The 15263-nt window shown below is 54.4% G+C and carries 18 protein-coding genes; 8 read left to right on the top strand and 10 right to left on the bottom strand.

Going from position 1 to position 15263, the window contains the following annotated elements:
* Window positions 1–196 precede the first annotated feature (196 nt).
* Window positions 197–1888, top strand: coding sequence for an NAD-dependent DNA ligase LigB (ligB, locus tag AAE045_RS20570; RefSeq protein ID WP_455549284.1), 1692 nt, complete (start codon window positions 197–199; stop codon window positions 1886–1888).
* Here the strand turns inward: ligB and AAE045_RS20565 are convergent.
* Entirely contained in the window at window positions 1882–2499 is a 618-nt protein-coding gene (locus AAE045_RS20565) for a trimeric intracellular cation channel family protein (RefSeq protein ID WP_455549283.1), read from the bottom strand. The two genes, ligB and AAE045_RS20565, sit on opposite strands and share 7 nt — an antisense overlap.
* A 194-nt stretch (window positions 2500–2693) precedes the next feature.
* Between AAE045_RS20565 and AAE045_RS20560 the strand changes: the two genes are divergently transcribed.
* On the top strand, window positions 2694–3083 hold the full coding sequence (locus AAE045_RS20560; RefSeq protein ID WP_455549282.1) for a hypothetical protein: 390 nt from the start codon (window positions 2694–2696) through the stop codon (window positions 3081–3083).
* Window positions 3084–3130: 47 nt separating this feature from the next.
* Here the strand turns inward: AAE045_RS20560 and AAE045_RS20555 are convergent, their stop codons facing one another.
* Complete coding sequence (locus tag AAE045_RS20555; RefSeq protein WP_455549281.1) at window positions 3131–3994, bottom strand: YicC/YloC family endoribonuclease; 864 nt, start codon at window positions 3992–3994, stop codon at window positions 3131–3133.
* Window positions 3995–4117: 123 nt separating this feature from the next.
* Here AAE045_RS20555 and rph point away from each other — a divergent pair, with 123 nt between their 5' ends.
* Both rph and pyrE read left to right on the top strand, forming a co-directional pair.
* Window positions 4118–4834 carry a ribonuclease PH gene (gene rph / locus AAE045_RS20550; protein ID WP_455426285.1) on the top strand — a complete coding sequence of 239 codons (717 nt, stop codon included), beginning with the start codon at window positions 4118–4120 and terminating at the stop codon, window positions 4832–4834.
* Between the two features lie 59 nt (window positions 4835–4893).
* Entirely contained in the window at window positions 4894–5535 is a 642-nt protein-coding gene (gene pyrE / locus AAE045_RS20545) for an orotate phosphoribosyltransferase (protein ID WP_455549280.1), read from the top strand.
* A 191-nt stretch (window positions 5536–5726) separates the two neighbouring features.
* Here pyrE and slmA read toward each other — a convergent pair whose 3' ends face one another.
* The 3 genes from slmA to coaBC all read right to left on the bottom strand — a co-directional run bounded on the left by slmA (window position 5727) and on the right by coaBC (window position 8094).
* The gene (slmA, locus tag AAE045_RS20540; protein ID WP_455426283.1) at window positions 5727–6323 is read right to left on the bottom strand and encodes a nucleoid occlusion protein SlmA; all 597 of its coding nucleotides are present in this window, start codon (window positions 6321–6323) and stop codon (window positions 5727–5729) included.
* Window positions 6324–6446: 123 nt separating this feature from the next.
* Window positions 6447–6905, bottom strand: coding sequence for a dUTP diphosphatase (gene dut, locus AAE045_RS20535; RefSeq protein WP_455549279.1), 459 nt, complete (start codon window positions 6903–6905; stop codon window positions 6447–6449).
* Window positions 6883–8094 carry a bifunctional phosphopantothenoylcysteine decarboxylase/phosphopantothenate--cysteine ligase CoaBC gene (gene coaBC, locus AAE045_RS20530; RefSeq protein ID WP_455549322.1) on the bottom strand — a complete coding sequence of 404 codons (1212 nt, stop codon included), beginning with the start codon at window positions 8092–8094 and terminating at the stop codon, window positions 6883–6885. The genes dut and coaBC overlap by 23 nt, the downstream gene beginning before the upstream one ends.
* Window positions 8095–8270: 176 nt before the next feature.
* On the opposite strand from coaBC, the gene radC reads away from it, so the two are divergent.
* The 4 genes from radC to mutM all read left to right on the top strand — a co-directional run bounded on the left by radC (window position 8271) and on the right by mutM (window position 10448).
* The gene (gene radC / locus AAE045_RS20525; RefSeq protein WP_455549321.1) at window positions 8271–8936 is read left to right on the top strand and encodes a RadC family protein; all 666 of its coding nucleotides are present in this window, start codon (window positions 8271–8273) and stop codon (window positions 8934–8936) included.
* 215 nt (window positions 8937–9151) lie between these two features.
* A complete protein-coding gene (gene rpmB / locus AAE045_RS20520; protein WP_004154798.1) occupies window positions 9152–9388 on the top strand; it encodes a 50S ribosomal protein L28 in 237 nt (78 codons plus the stop codon).
* Between the two features lie 13 nt (window positions 9389–9401).
* Window positions 9402–9569 carry a 50S ribosomal protein L33 gene (rpmG, locus tag AAE045_RS20515; RefSeq protein ID WP_002208990.1) on the top strand — a complete coding sequence of 56 codons (168 nt, stop codon included), beginning with the start codon at window positions 9402–9404 and terminating at the stop codon, window positions 9567–9569.
* A 69-nt stretch (window positions 9570–9638) separates the two neighbouring features.
* Window positions 9639–10448, top strand: coding sequence for a bifunctional DNA-formamidopyrimidine glycosylase/DNA-(apurinic or apyrimidinic site) lyase (gene mutM / locus AAE045_RS20510; protein WP_455549278.1), 810 nt, complete (start codon window positions 9639–9641; stop codon window positions 10446–10448).
* Here the strand turns inward: mutM and coaD are convergent.
* The 5 genes from coaD to AAE045_RS20485 all read right to left on the bottom strand — a co-directional run bounded on the left by coaD (window position 10445) and on the right by AAE045_RS20485 (window position 15261).
* Window positions 10445–10927, bottom strand: a complete 483-nt coding sequence (gene coaD / locus AAE045_RS20505) for a pantetheine-phosphate adenylyltransferase (protein ID WP_455549277.1) — start codon at window positions 10925–10927, stop codon at window positions 10445–10447. The two genes, mutM and coaD, sit on opposite strands and share 4 nt — an antisense overlap.
* The gene (locus AAE045_RS20500) at window positions 10924–11700 is read right to left on the bottom strand and encodes a glycosyltransferase family 2 protein (protein ID WP_455549276.1); all 777 of its coding nucleotides are present in this window, start codon (window positions 11698–11700) and stop codon (window positions 10924–10926) included. The genes coaD and AAE045_RS20500 overlap by 4 nt, the downstream gene beginning before the upstream one ends.
* Window positions 11700–12974 carry a lipid IV(A) 3-deoxy-D-manno-octulosonic acid transferase gene (waaA, locus tag AAE045_RS20495; RefSeq protein ID WP_455549275.1) on the bottom strand — a complete coding sequence of 425 codons (1275 nt, stop codon included), beginning with the start codon at window positions 12972–12974 and terminating at the stop codon, window positions 11700–11702. Before waaA ends, AAE045_RS20500 begins: the two co-directional genes overlap by 1 nt.
* A 164-nt stretch (window positions 12975–13138) precedes the next feature.
* The gene (locus AAE045_RS20490) at window positions 13139–14140 is read right to left on the bottom strand and encodes a glycosyltransferase (protein WP_455549274.1); all 1002 of its coding nucleotides are present in this window, start codon (window positions 14138–14140) and stop codon (window positions 13139–13141) included.
* 20 nt (window positions 14141–14160) lie between these two features.
* On the bottom strand, window positions 14161–15261 hold the full coding sequence (locus tag AAE045_RS20485) for a glycosyltransferase (protein WP_455549273.1): 1101 nt from the start codon (window positions 15259–15261) through the stop codon (window positions 14161–14163).
* Window positions 15262–15263: the final 2 nt, after the last annotated feature.

Raw genomic sequence — 15263 nt, 5'->3', positions numbered from 1 at the left:
GCGATGCGGCAGCACGGAGAATTTGTCATGCTCCCTGGGCTGTTTTGCAGAAAAATGCGCAGTATTTTCCAGTTTTTTTGTTCAGTTTATGCAACGCGAACGCTTTCTCTGAAAACGCTCCGCAGTGTTTACACCTCGCTCTCGCCGTGGATACAACAACGCGCTATATCTCCCTCGTCTTGATACGGAGGTCGCTATGGCGTGGTTAAAAGCTCTGCTCTTAATAATTTTCTTCAGCTCGGGCGGTGTACGGGCTTCATGCCCGGACTGGTCACCGGGGCAGACCAGTCAGGAAATCAATAAGCTCAAAACCCAGCTGACACAGTGGGATATCGCCTACTACCGGGATGGCACCAGCACGACGAGCGATGCTGTCTACGATCAGCTGCGGGCCAGGCTTAACGGCTGGCAGCGTTGTCATCAGCCAGACGCGGCGCAAGCGCCGCCCGAACTCACTACGTACGGGAAAGCCCGGCATCCTGTTGCGCATACCGGCGTGAAAAAGCTTTCTGACAGCGCAGCGGTTGCTAAATGGATCGGAAATAAGGCGGATCTGTGGGTACAGCCGAAGGTGGATGGCGTCGCTATCACCCTTGTTTATCAACACGGAAAGCTTACCCGGATGCTCAGCCGTGGGGATGGCCTGAAAGGCGAGGACTGGACAGCGAAAGCCGAAAAAATCAGTGCTATACCCCTCAATGTTACCGGACCGCTGGCAAACAGCATTTTGCAGGGCGAACTGTTCTGGAAGCGCGATGGGCATATGCAAAAATCTATGGGGGGTCTCAATGCCAGGGGGAAAGTCGCGGGCGCCATGATGCGCAATGCCACGCCGGGTTTCCTGAATCAGTTCGGCGTGTTTATCTGGGCATGGCCGGACGGCCCGGCCAGTTTTGGGATGAAGCTTGATGCATTAGCCGAAGCGGGTTTTACGCTCGCCAAAACCTGGTCAAAACCTGTTTCTACCCTTGATGAGATATCAGACTTACGAAAACGCTGGTTTAGCTCGCCGCTGCCGTTTGTGACTGACGGTATTGTTATCCATCAGGGAAATGAACCTGGCGGGAAATTCTGGCAGCCCGGTCAGTCAACCTGGCTTGCGGCATGGAAGTATCCGCCCGCGCAGCAGCTCGCCGATGTGAAGGGTATAAGCTTCGCTGTAGGCCGCACGGGCAAGATCTCAGTGGTGCTGGATCTGGAGCCGCTTCAGCTTGACGACAAACAGATCAAGCGCGTGAACGTGGGCTCGGTAAAACGCTGGCAGGCGCTGGATATCGCGCCGGGGGACCAGGTGATGATAAGCCTTGCGGGGCAGGGGATCCCCCGCATAGACGAGGTGGTATGGCGGGTCACTCAGCGTGATAAGCCAGAGCCGCCCGATCCTCTCAGGCTGACCCCGATGAGCTGCCTCTACAGCGCGTCGGCGTGTCGTGAACAGTTTCTTTCTCGCCTGGTCTGGCTAAGCACACCCGCCGTACTGAATATCAGCGGCGTTAAAGCGGGCACGTGGCAGCAGCTGCATCTTGCCGTCGGCCTTGAGCATCTCTTTTCATGGCTACAGCTAAGCGTGGGCGATATCAGCCGGGTCAGCGGGATCTCATCTGCCAGAGCGGCACAAATCTGGCATCAGTTCTCCCTGGCGCGTCAGCAGCCGTTTCGTCGCTGGCTGCTGGCGTTTGGATTACCCATACCAAAAGCTGCGCTAAATATGATGACCGATTCGCACTGGCGTGAGCTGCTGGCCCGCGATGAAGTCAGCTGGCAATTACTCCCGGGCATAGGGGCAACGCGGGCTAAAAAGCTGGTTGAATTTGTTAACTATCCAACCGTCAGCTCGCTGGCAGCTTACCTGGCCCGGCAGGGGATTAAGGGTTTTGTGGATCAGTGATCGGCATGCTTGTAATGAAAGACTGGCAGGCCAAGACGCAGGCGCAGTGCCAGCAGCCGTGCGGTAAAGCCGAAGATTAAGGTCGCGATCACCACAACGTCCTGGCTGGAAACGTAGTGCTGCAGAACGACATACAAAACGGCGGAGGCAAAGGCGATACCGGCGTAAAGCTCCTTCTGAAAGACCAGCGGAATGCGTTTGCAGAACATGTCCCGCAGCACGCCACCGAATACCCCGGTGACGACAGCGGCAATGATGGCGATGACCGGGCCTTCGCCCATATCCAGGGCTATCTGTGCGCCAATGATGGAAAAGACCACCAGACCCAAAGCATCAAGCACCAGAAACAGGCGGCGCAGATGCGGCATTACCGGGGCAAAAATAGTCGTCAGAATGGCGGCTATAGCCACGATAACCACGTACTCGGGGTGTTTAACCCAGCCGAGTGGGTAATGTCCCAGCAGGATATCGCGCACCGAGCCGCCGCCTAACGCGGTGGCCGTAGCAATAATAATGACGCCGAAGGTGTCCATACGACGGCGGCCAGCCGCCAGCGCGCCGGTCATCGCCTCGGCGGTAATGCCAATCAGATAGAGAATATGTAGCAGCATGAATCCCTCCAGAACTATCAGCAGAGGGTAACGTTTTGTGCGTTGTGTCACGATTGAGATTTTCTAACAGAGTCTTATTTGGATTAGTTTAATTAATGCGATTGTTGCTTATTTAGCAGGAAATATAGGGTTTTTTATTAAGATTTAAAAATTAATGATGAGTTTAATTAGCGGTAAAGACAGGAGTCATAATAATGAATACCTCAGTCATGTTAAAAGCGCTGGCGAACGGCATCAATCCTGATACCGGAGAGCTACTGCCCCGTACCTCCATAGCCCATGCCCCGGATCTGATTCGCCAGCTGTTTACGTTGGCAGAAGAGTTTATTCAGCGCCCGACAGAAAAGAAAACCAGGCTGACGCCAGAAGAGCGGCAGCAGAAAAATCTTGCCCAGGGCAAACCAGCTAAATCATTTTTCCCCTGGAGTGAGGATGAGAAGCAGCGGCTGGAAGCCGATTACCGGGCTGGAAAAACACCGGAAATGCTCAGCCATGAGTTCTGTCGTTCGGTGCGGGCGGTGGCAATACAGCTTGAGAAAATGGGGTTAATAACGGCAGAGCAGCTACTGTCTTATGGCTTATAGTCGAAAAAAAAGCCCGCTTGCGGCGGGCCTCATTCAGACGCTGGCAATTACTCGATATTCTGAATCTGCTCGCGCATCTGCTCGATCAGTACTTTCAGCTCGATGGCTGAATTCGTGATATCGGCATTGATGGATTTTGACGCCAGGGTGTTCGACTCGCGGTTGAACTCCTGCATCATAAAGTCGAGGCGGCGGCCAACGGCCTCTTTCTTCTTCAGGATGTTATATGTTTCTTTGACGTGCGCTTCCAGGCGGTCCAGCTCTTCGGCAACGTCAATGCGCTGCGCCATGAGCACCAGCTCCTGCTCAAGACGGGTGTTCTCAAGCTGAACCTGTGCCTCTTCCAGCTTGCCCACCAGGCGGTCGCGCTGCCACTTCATCACTTCCGGCATTTGCGCGCGGACTTTGGTGACTTCGGTGCTGACGCCTTCAAGACGCTGCTCGATAAGCGCCTTCAGGGCCTGGCCTTCTGTTTCGCGGGCGACGATAAAGTCATCCAGCGCGCCGTCCAGCGCCGCCAGAATTTCAGCGGTGATAGCATCCAGATCCTGCTCCTGAGCGGACATGACGCCCGGCCAGCGCAGAATATCAACCGGGTTGATTTCGCCTTCGTCGCTTTGCATTTTTACCCAGTTCGCTGCTTCAACGAGCTGTTTTGCCAGCTTTTCGTTCAGCAGAAGCGAGCTTTGCGCGCTGGCGTCGGGTTCAAAACGCAGGTTGCATTCAATCTTGCCGCGCGTTAAGCGGGTACGAATGCGTTCGCGCGCCACGGGCTCCAGGCTGCGGAACTGCTCCGGCATGCGAATATAAGTTTCGAGATAACGCTGGTTGACTGAACGTAACTCCCAGGAGGCGCTGCCCCATTCGCCTTTTACTTCACGCCGGGCATAGGCGGTCATACTGCGGATCATAATTCGTAACCGTGTTGTGCAATCGATGGGAGGATTATAGCCATGCCTGGCCGGGCAGGATAGGAATAAGCGCGCGAAGCCCGTATAATGCGCAGCCACATTCGTTTTAGCCGGAGAATACCCATGCGTCCATCAGGTCGTAGCGCCGAACAAGTGCGCCCAGTCACCCTGACCCGTAATTACACCAAACACGCTGAAGGTTCCGTGCTGGTCGAGTTTGGCGATACCAAAGTGCTGTGCACCGCCACCGTTGAAGAAGGCGTTCCGCGCTTCCTGAAAGGTCAGGGCCAGGGCTGGATCACCGCAGAATACGGCATGCTGCCGCGTTCCACTCATACCCGTAACGCCCGTGAAGCGGCGAAAGGCAAGCAGGGCGGCCGTACTCTGGAGATCCAGCGCCTGATCGCCCGCTCGCTGCGCGCGGCGGTCGATCTTAAAGTGCTTGGTGAATATACCATTACCCTGGACTGCGATGTGCTCCAGGCCGACGGCGGCACCCGTACCGCCTCCATCACCGGCGCTTGCGTAGCGCTGGCAGATGCGCTGAACAAGCTGGTGGCGATCGGTAAGCTTAAGACCAACCCGATGAAGGGCATGGTTGCCGCAGTTTCTGTCGGGATTGTGAAAGGCGAAGCGGTTTGCGATCTGGAATACGTTGAAGATTCCGCGGCTGAAACCGATATGAACGTCGTGATGATGGAAGACGGTCGTATGATTGAGATCCAGGGCACCGCCGAAGGTGAGCCGTTCTCCCATGAAGAGCTGTTGGCGCTGCTGGCGCTGGCGCGAGGGGGAATTGAATCCATTGTCGCGTCGCAGAAGGCGGCGCTGGTAAACTGATTTATAAGGCGACTTTAGCAGTCGCCTTTTTTATGTCCGTACATTACAGGAGCGAATCCATGAAACCGTATCAGCGCCAGTTTATTGAGTTTGCGCTTAGCAAGCAGGTACTTAAGTTTGGCGAGTTTACGCTGAAATCCGGACGTACCAGTCCCTATTTCTTCAACGCCGGGCTGTTCAATACCGGGCGCGATCTGGCACTGCTCGGCCGCTTTTATGCCGCCGCGCTGATGGATTCCGGCATTGAGTTTGATTTGCTGTTTGGGCCTGCTTACAAAGGGATCCCTATCGCCACTACAACGGCGGTGGCGCTGGCGGAACATCACGAACGCGATGTGCCTTACTGCTTTAACCGTAAAGAAGCCAAAGATCATGGCGAAGGCGGTAATCTGGTAGGAAGCGCTTTAGAAGGCCGCGTTATGCTGGTGGATGACGTTATTACGGCAGGCACGGCAATTCGTGAGTCTATGGAAATTATTGCGGCAAACGATGCGACACTGGCCGGCGTGCTGATTTCTCTGGACCGCCAGGAGCGTGGACGCGGAGAAATATCTGCTATTCAGGAAGTGGAACGCGATTATCAGTGTCAGGTGATCTCGATCATCACGCTTAAAGATCTGATTGCTTACCTGGAAGAGAAGCCGGAGATGGCGGAAAGCCTGAAGGCCGTGAAGGAATACCGGACGCAATACGGCGTGTAGTAAAAAGGGCCTGAAAACAGGCCCTTAGATTGCTGACAAAGAAGGAAAAAGCGTGGTTTTTCCTTCTTTGTGGTTGGCAGCCGAAAATCAATGAATTGATTTTCCTTGTTATTTATTCGGTGAGATCTTTTCGAATTCCATTCGGTTTAGGTTTGTCATCAGTCTGAAGGGCCTGAAAACAGGCCCTTTTTTCAGCGAAGCTGTGCGGCAATAAGCGGCCAGCGGGTATCAAAATCATCCGTAGGCGAATAGCGGAATTCGCTCCGCACGAAGCGAGAAAGCATGCCTTCGCAGAAAGCCAGCAGCTGGCTGGCAAGCAGCGCCTCATCGGTACTGAAGCCTTCCCCATCGCGCATTTTCTTCTCACGCATGACCTGACGCAGCTGGACCTCAATGCGCTCAAACAGCTGATTGATGCGCCCCTGCAGCTTATCCTGTTCAAACATCAGCGCGTGTCCGGTCAGAATGCGGGTCAGCCCCGGATTCTTTTCCCCAAAACCCAGAATCAGCAATACCATCAGCCGCAGACGAGCAAAAGTGTCTTTCTCGTCTTTGAGAATGAGATTGATGCGGGTGATCAGGCTGTCTTCTATAAATTCGATAAGGCTGTCGAACATTTTCGTTTTGCTGGGAAAATGACGATAGAGTGCCGCTTCAGAAACGCCCACGGTGGCTGCAAGCTTTGCGGTGGTAATGCGCTGGCTTCCATCGCTGGATTCAAGCATCTGGGCCAGCGACTGAAGTATTTCTTCGCGACGGTTCCGTTTCGCTGTCTGTTTTTCTGCCATGTTCTAAAATACCCCTGAAATAAAGCACTTGCCAGGCAAGCAGCCACACGGCGCCCGCAGGCATGCCGCCTGCGGTCTGTTTTAACGTTATGAACGCTATGTGGTTACGTTTATAAAGTGAGCTTACTGACGACCGGAGTGACCAAAACCGCCTTCACCGCGTACGCTTGCATCAAAATCTTCGACCAGATTAAATTCGGCCTGCACAACAGGCACAAACACCATCTGAGCAATGCGCTCGCCTGGTTGGATCGTGAAGCTATCTTGCCCGCGATTCCAGACGGATACCATAAGCTGGCCCTGATAATCAGAATCTATCAGCCCGACCAGGTTACCCAGCACGACGCCATGTTTATGACCCAGGCCAGAGCGCGGCAGAATAACGGCGGCAAGGCCGGGATCGCCGATATGAATCGCCAGACCCGTTGGCACCAGGGTGGTGACACCAGGCGCAAGTTCAACGGCGTCGTCCAGGCAAGCACGCAGGTCGAGGCCAGCGGAGCCAGAGGTGGCATAGGTCGGTAGCGGGAATTGCTGGCCTACACGCGGGTCCAGAATCTTAACGTCGATTTTTTTCATCATAACGGGTAACGATCTCATCCAATAAGAGATGGCCAAGGAGTGACTTACGCTCGAGCGGTAAGACTTTGTCTCCTTCCTGCCAGAAAAGGTGCAATGCGTTGTTATCGCTATTAAAACCCTGCCCTGCATGTGAAACGTCGTTTGCACAAATCAGGTCAAGGTTCTTTTTGATACGCTTTTGCCGGGCGTATTCTTCCACATTAGTTGTTTCGGCGGCAAACCCAACGACGTAGGGTCTGTTGACCGAAAGTGCGGCGACCCCGGCGACAATATCCGGGTTTTTCACCATTTTTAGTGTGATTTCATCGCCTTGCTTTTTGATTTTTTCATCAGCGACGCTTGCTGCCCGGTAATCTGCCACGGCCGCACAGCCGATAAAAATATGCTGGCCTGCCACATTTTGCCCAACGGCAGCTTCCATCTCGAGCGCGGAGGTCACATCAATACGTTTTACCCACGGCGGGGTGGGTAAAGAGACCGGGCCAGAAACCAGCGTGACGCTCGCACCGCGAGCTGCTGCCGCTTCGGCAATGGCATAACCCATTTTCCCGGAGCTGTCGTTGGTGATGTAGCGTACCGGGTCAAGGCGTTCGCGCGTCGGCCCGGCGGTAATCATGACGTTAAGATGTTGCAGATCTTTGACGACGCTAAAATGCTGCAAGGCCATTTCCACGATGGCTAACGGGTCAAGCATGCGGCCAGGCCCAACGTCGCCACAGGCCTGACTGCCGCTGTCCGGGCCCCACATCAGCAGGCCACGAGAGGACAGGACATCAAGATTATGCTGGGTTGCCGCCGCGCGATACATCTGCTGGTTCATGGCGGGAACAACCGCAACCGGAGAAGATGTGGCAAGGCAAATCGTACTGACCAGATCGTTGGCCATCCCCGCCGCCACCCGCGCGATGAGATCGGCGGTGGCGGGGGCAAGTATCACTAAATCAGCCCATTTTCCCAGCTCAATATGCCCCATTGCGGCTTCTGCTGCGGGGTCGAGCAGGCTGTCCGACACCGGGTAACCAGATACGGCCTGCAGGCTCAATGGCGTAATGAAGGCTTTTGCCGCCTCGGTCATCGCCACGCGTACGTCTGCTCCACGATCGCGCAGGCGACGTACCAGTTCAGGCGTTTTATAAGCTGCGATGCCGCCGCTCACACACAGAACAATTTTTTTGCCGGAAAGCCCCATCATGATTTTCCCATTCGGAAGTCTTAATCTTGCGTCTATTTTATCACACTCCTCAGAGAAGGACTTTTTGCAGTTTGCGAGGCGCGCCGCAGCGTGGATATCTCTCAGTCGCAGGTTGCGAAAGAGTGGGGCAGAATGGGCGGCACAAGGGAATGGAGGGTCTGATGGAAGCCATAATTAGCAGCAATAATAAAAGCTTACCAAGAGAAAAGCTGCTTGAGTTCGGCGTGGGTTCTCTCACCGATATTGAACTGCTGGCGCTCTTCTTAAGGACAGGATCAAGGGAAATGAACGTGCTGACGCTGGCGAAACTGTTGATAGACAAGTTCGGCTCGCTAAGTCGTTTATTGTCTGCCGACTATTCACAATTTAAAGAGATTAAAGGCATCGGCAAGGCAAAATATACGCAGCTGAATGCTGTGGCTGAGCTCGCCAGGCGTTATTACATCTCTCGCGGTGTGGAAGAGCTGACGCTCAAAAATCCGGATGCCGTGCGGGAATTTATTCAAAGCCAGCTGACGACCGAAGAGCGTGAGATCTTCATGGTTATCTTTCTTGATAACCAGCATCGCATTATCAAATGCACCCCCATGTTTTCCGGAACCCTGAACCATGTTGAGGTTCATCCGAGAGAAATTGTCCGTGAAGCAATGAAATCTAATGCAGCGGCGGTCATTCTTGCGCATAATCACCCGTCGGGCAGGGCCGAACCCAGTAAAGCTGACCGGGCGATTACCGAGCGTATCGTGAGTGCCTGCCTTTTTATGGAAATTCGCGTGCTTGACCATCTGGTTATCGGTCGCGGAGAGTACGTTTCTTTTGCAGAACGTGGGTGGATTTAGGCCGAATTGCGCGATCCTTGGGGATCTTTGTCTGTTCGGGACTTGAGCACATGCGTTATGCAGCGTATACTACGCCACCTTTGAGAATCTCGGGTTTGGCATTATGCGCCTGGCACTGTGGTTCACATTGAACCGCCAGGGACCAGGCTTGCAGCCTGACGAGGCGCCATAACCCTATACGAAGCTCGAGCTAATTTGATTTTTGGAGAATAGACATGTCCCGAGTCTGCCAAGTTACTGGCAAGCGTCCGGTGACCGGTAATAACCGTTCCCACGCAATGAACGCGACCAAACGCCGTTTCCTGCCGAACCTGCACTCTCACCGTTTCTGGGTTGAGAGCGAGAAGCGTTTTGTCACACTGCGTGTATCTGCTAAAGGTATGCGTGTAATTGATAAGAAGGGTATCGAAACGGTTCTGGCCGATCTTCGTACCCGTGGCGAGAAGTACTAAGAGGAACTAAGTCATGGCTAAAGGTGTTCGCGAGAAGATCAAGCTGGTTTCTTCTGCTGGTACTGGTCACTTCTATACCACCACGAAGAACAAGCGTACTAAGCCGGAAAAACTGGAACTGAAAAAATTCGATCCAGTTGTCCGTCAACACGTACTGTACAAAGAAGCTAAAATTAAATAATTTCAGTGACTTTGATGAAAAACCTCGCTTCGGCGGGGTTTTTTTGTTTTAAGCCTGCCCGGAGGAGAAATGCCAGAGTTACCTGAAGTAGAAACCAGCCGCCGCGGCATTGAACCGCATCTGGTCGGTGAAACTATTCTGCACGCTATTGTTCGTAACGGCCGTTTGCGCTGGCCGGTTTCTGACGAAATCCATGCCCTGAGCGACAAGCCGGTGCTCAGCGTGCAGCGCCGTGCCAAATACCTGCTGCTGGAACTCCCTGACGGCTGGATAATTATCCACCTGGGAATGTCGGGCAGTTTACGGATACTCAGCGAAGAAACGCCGCCTCAGAAGCATGACCACGTCGATCTGGTGATGAGCAACGGCAAAGTGCTGCGCTATACGGACCCGCGCCGCTTTGGTGCCTGGCTATGGGCTAAAGAGCTGGAGGGCAGCAACGTGCTGGCACATCTGGGACCGGAGCCGCTCAGCGAAGAATTTAACGCCAGCTACCTGCGTGAAAAGTCCGCGAAAAAGAAGATCGCTATCAAGCCATGGCTGATGGATAACAAGCTGGTAGTGGGGGTGGGGAATATCTATGCGAGTGAATCTTTGTTCGCCGCTGGGATCCATCCCGATCGCGCCGCGAATTCGCTTTCCAGTGCGGAATATGCGCTGCTGGTAAAAGTGATCAAAGCGGTACTGATTCGATCGATTGAGCAGGGCGGCACAACGCTGAAAGACTTTTTGCAGTCGGACGGGAAGCCGGGCTACTTCGCTCAGGAGCTACAGGTTTATGGCCGTGAAGGGGAACCGTGCCGGGTGTGCGGTGCGCCGATCGTTGCCGGTAAGCACGCCCAGCGCAGCACGTTTTATTGCCGAAAGTGCCAGCGTTAAGCGTTGAGCTTTTCGAGCAGGGCCTGACAAACTTTTTGCGGCAGAAAATGCTCGACGTCGCCGTGGTGGCGCGCGACTTCCTTCACTAACGAGGAGGAGACGAAAGACCACTCTTTCGACGGCATCAGAAACACGCTTTCCAGCTCCGGCATCAGGTGGCGGTTCATATGCGCAAGCTGCATTTCATATTCGAAATCTGCCGCCGTACGCAGGCCGCGCACCAGCACATTCGCCTGCTGCGCTTTTGCAAAGTTAGCCATCAGATCGCTGAATCCCACCACTTCTACGTTCGGCAGATGTGCCGTTACCTCTTCTGCCAGCGCCACTCGCTCGTCCAGAGAGAACATGGTTTTCTTATGCGGGCTATTGGCGATGGCCAGAATAACGGTATCGAACATCATGGCGCCGCGCGTCACGATATCCAGATGGCCGTTGGTGATCGGATCAAAAGTACCGGGGTAAATCGCTCGGGTGCTCATAGCTGCTCTCTTTCCGTGTAACCGTGGTTTAAGGCCCAGAGTTCAGTGTACTTGTTGAAGGTGTACTGTGCGTTAACGACCGCCAATAGCCAGCCTTGTTTACCGTCCAGAAAGCCCGCGCGCAGCAGCAGTGTTTTGCAGAAGGCTCCAAAAGTGTGGCCGAAAATACCCGCCAGCGAAACTTTTTTGCCGCGAAGATGCCGCTCCTGCGCCCAGGCCGTCGCGTAGCTCAGCTGCTTGCGCTGGAAGCCTGAGAAGTCCCGGCAGGTTAAGTGCAACAGGTCTCCGTTGAGTTGGATAACCTTCGCCCCTGGGGCATCAAGTGACTCATGCACAAGGTTGTCATTATAGCGATAGCTGTTGCGTGCATAGAGACGCGTTACGCGATCCGGGTACCAGCCGCTGTGCCGCATAAAGCGGCCAAGGAACAGGTTGCGGCGGGCAATGCTGTAGACGGTATCTGGCTGTGGATTAGCGAGTACTGCTTTAACCGATGCGGCCAGCTCCGTGGAAACGCGCTCGTCGGTATCGATCATCAAAACGTAATCGCCGGTAGCATAGCTCTGCGCGCGCTGGCGCTGCTTGCCAAACCCCTGCCAGTTCTCATCAGTGAAGACCTTCACGCCGGCCTGCTGCGCGATGGTAACGGTAGCATCGGTACTGCCCGAGTCGAGCAGCACCACTTCATCCGCCCAGGCAACCGAGGCCAGACAATCCGGCAGGATGTCCGCCGCGTTTTTGGCAATCATCACCACGGATAAACGGTTGGGCATTAGTGGCTCCGCTGGGGCAGATAAGGTTGCAGTAACTGTAGCAAACGCTGGAGTGCGCCCTGGTTCTGATGCAGAACTTCCACGGCGTGACGGCCATAGTAAAGACGATAGTCTTCATCCGTCAGCAGGGTGGTGATTTCGCTGACCAGCGATTCAGCGTCGGTGACGGTGATTAGCCCGTCCGCCTGCTGAAGCCTGGCGCAGATATCTTTGAAGTTGAAGATGTGCGGGCCCATCAGCACCGGAATAGCGTGAGCCGCTGGCTCCAGCGGATTATGGCCGCCGCGTTCAACCAGGCTGCCGCCAACGAAGGCCAGGTCGGCAATGCCGTAGAGCAGCATCAGTTCGCCCATCGAATCACCAATGACGACCTGAGTACTGTTGGATGGGATTTCGCCGCTGCTGCGCAGGGTGAAGCTAAAGCCGCCTTTCTGCACCAGAACTTTGGCATCCTTAAAGCGTTCCGGATGGCGCGGCACCAGGATCAGCAGTAAATCCGGGAACTTCGCCAGCAGCTGGCGATGCGCGTCGAGAATAATGCTTTCTTCTCCGTCATGGGTGCTGGTTGCAATCCAGACCTTACGACGAGGAGCCCACTGGCGGCGCAGGGTAATCGCACGGGCGGCAAGCTCTGGCGTCACGGAGATATCAAATTTCAGGCTGCCGGTGACGGTAAGCTGCGAGCGTTTAAGGCCCAGCTCCAGGAATCGTCCCGCATCTTCTTCGTTCTGTGCGGCAATCAGCGTGATGTGGCTCATCAGGCGGCGCGTGAAGTTGCCGAGCTTCTTGTAGCCTTTAGCCGAGCGTTCGGACAGGCGAGCGTTGGCGATGACCAGCGGGATTTTGCGTTTGTGCAGCGCGGCGATCATGTTTGGCCACAGCTCTGTTTCCATGACGATCACAAGTTTAGGCCGAACGGTGTCGAGGAAACGGTTCATTGAGCCGGGCAGATCGTAAGGCAGATAGACGTGATGGACGTTTTTACCAAAGGCTGACTGAACTCGCTCGGAGCCGGTTGGCGTCATCGTAGTAACGATAATAGGGATCGTCGGATAACGATGGCGCAGGGCGCGGACCAGCGGAATAGCCGCAAGCGTTTCCCCGACGGAAACGGAGTGCAGCATGATACCGTCCGGCGCTACTTTCCCATGACAAAAGCCATAGCGTTCCGCCCAGCGTTTACGATACGCAGGAGCTTTGCGGCTACGGAGCAAAAGTCGCAGCCACACAAAGGGCTGAATGAGATAGAGCAGGGCGGTATACAACGATTCCAAGCGAATTTTCCGTATTTTTTTATCGGCGGGCAAATTCTAAGCATTCGCAGGGCGTAAAGCTATTGTTTTGGTGACTTTAGACGGCCTTTAACGCGGGTTCGGGTAAGCAGACAACGAATTCAGCTGATTGCGGGCAGAGCGGATGCCGCCCGCATGAGATCTGCTTAACCAGGCACGCGCGTCGCTTTTTTAAGCTTAAAGTACCTTCTGCCTAAGCGCCAGCGCAGACGGAAGCCGCGTGCGTTCTTCCAGATCAGCCGCCAGATGCCGCGGTCGAAAAACTCCTGAATAATCATCTTTTTTTTCTGCGGGTCTTTCATGTTATTGAAAGTGTGCAGAATACCCAGCCCTTCTTTTGCAATCTGCCACTGGCAGGCCGGAATATTTTTGACCTGTTCCGGGTAGCGCTGGTTTATCTCTTCAAGCATTTCGAGGATGCGGATGTAGTGGCGCGCCGAGCGAATAAGCGTGTCGTCGGTATCCGGCTTGTGTGAAACCGAAGCCGAATGGATGTAGTAATCGTAAAATTTTTCGCTGGTGTACTGGACGCGTCTGGCCGCCAGCAGCAATTCAGTGGTCCAGGGAATATCCTGATGACGCAGGCCTGGTTCGAAGGAGAAGCCGTGCTCGCGAATGAAATCGTGGCGGTACAGGTTCAGCCAGGTGACATGCAAAAATTTACGCGAGTCGAGCGCCATTTTCAGCCAGGCCGGGCCGCTCAGCACGCCGGTTGAGCGCAGTTTATCTTCCGGGAAGATAGGGCGAGTGGGCTTTTTGTTGTTCTCGTAGACGTAGTTACCATTGCAGGTCACTACATCCAGATCGCCAGCCAGCGCCAGGTCGAGCAGCCGACGGTACATGCCGGGTTTGAAATCGTCGTCAATGTCCGGGAAAGACAGGTATTTGCCGGTCGCTACGGCCAGCCCTGTGTTGCGGGCAACGGATACACCCTGGTTTTCCTGTTCAATCACGCGCATCTCTGGAAACGTCTCGCGCCAGTTTTCGATGATTGCCATCGAACCGTCGGTAGAACCGTCGTTCACCATGATGATTTCCATTTCATCAATGGCCTGGGCCTGCAGGCAGGCAAAGAATTTATCCAGGAAGAGCTCGCCGTTATAAACGGCAACGACAACGCTAAGTAAGGGCTGCTGGGTCTGGTGCATAAAGTTACCTGAAATCGCTGTTATCTTTTTTCTGTTGCCAGGGACAAGTACTGCTGGCAAATGGCGCTGATGCTGTAGGACTCAATTGTGTCGGCATCAATATGCGGAGGATTTTGATAAATCTCTTTCATCTTGTCCGCCAGTTCTTGATCGCTCATGCCGGAAAGGCCACGGGCCAGGGGGCCGGTGAGGATCTCTTCCGGGCCGCCTGGGCAGTGCGTACTAACGGCGGGAGTCTGACAAATTAAGGCCTCAACCAGTACGTTACCAAATCCTTCGCAATCGGAGCTCAACAGAAGCATGCGTGCGTTAGCAATCCAGGGATAAGGATTCGGTACGAAGGATTTCAGAATCACCCGCTCCGCGACGCCGGCGGCATGAGCCATCGCTTTGATCTCTGCGATTCGCTCTTCAGAACCATTACCCATAAGCACCAGCGGCGCCTGAATGCCGCTTAGCGCGTAGGCCTTTATCAAACGGTCGTGGCGTTTGTGCTCGTGGAAGCGACCAACGTGGATCAGATAATCCTGGCCTGCCATTTCACAAGGCTCTTTAGCGCGAAGCTGGATGCCTGCGATATCAAAAGGATTATGAATGACCGCGCTTCTGGATAGGGAGATATCAAAGCGGCCGGTAATATCGCGCAGCACGGCCTTTGAGACGGCTACTACGTTGCTGTCCTGATACAGGCGTTTGATTTTCTGTCTTTTGATCCAGCGTGAGACGCCGTGGCGGTGCAGCAGATAAGAAAATGAGAACATCCCATGTACGCAATACCAGAGCTTTTCGCGCGGTATGGTGCGGGTATGGGCGACGATGCGGTCAGTTTTGTGCAGGTGGGAGAAAATGAGATCGTAGTGCCCATTTTTCTGCGCCTGTTCGATGGCCTTATCGAGCAATGCGGCACGACGCGAAAGCTCGGTGAGCTTGCGCCAGGGTTTTTTACAGCGATCCTGAATGATTTGATAATCGACCCCCTCGGGGATCTCATAGTCGCAAACGCGCCGCAGCGAGAACACGGATACCTGATGGCCCATACCGACCAACCCTTCGGAAAGGGTCAGTACGGTTTTTTCAGCCCCGCCACCGGGGAGTCCATCAATAATCATCAGGATGCGCATTA

Origin of the sequence: Dryocola clanedunensis, assembly GCF_038405435.1 — a bacterium.
Classification (GTDB): Bacteria; Pseudomonadota; Gammaproteobacteria; order Enterobacterales; family Enterobacteriaceae; genus Dryocola; species Dryocola clanedunensis_A.
The sequence above is the reverse complement of the archived record's forward strand: the minus strand, read 5'-3'. Positions and strand labels throughout refer to the sequence as shown.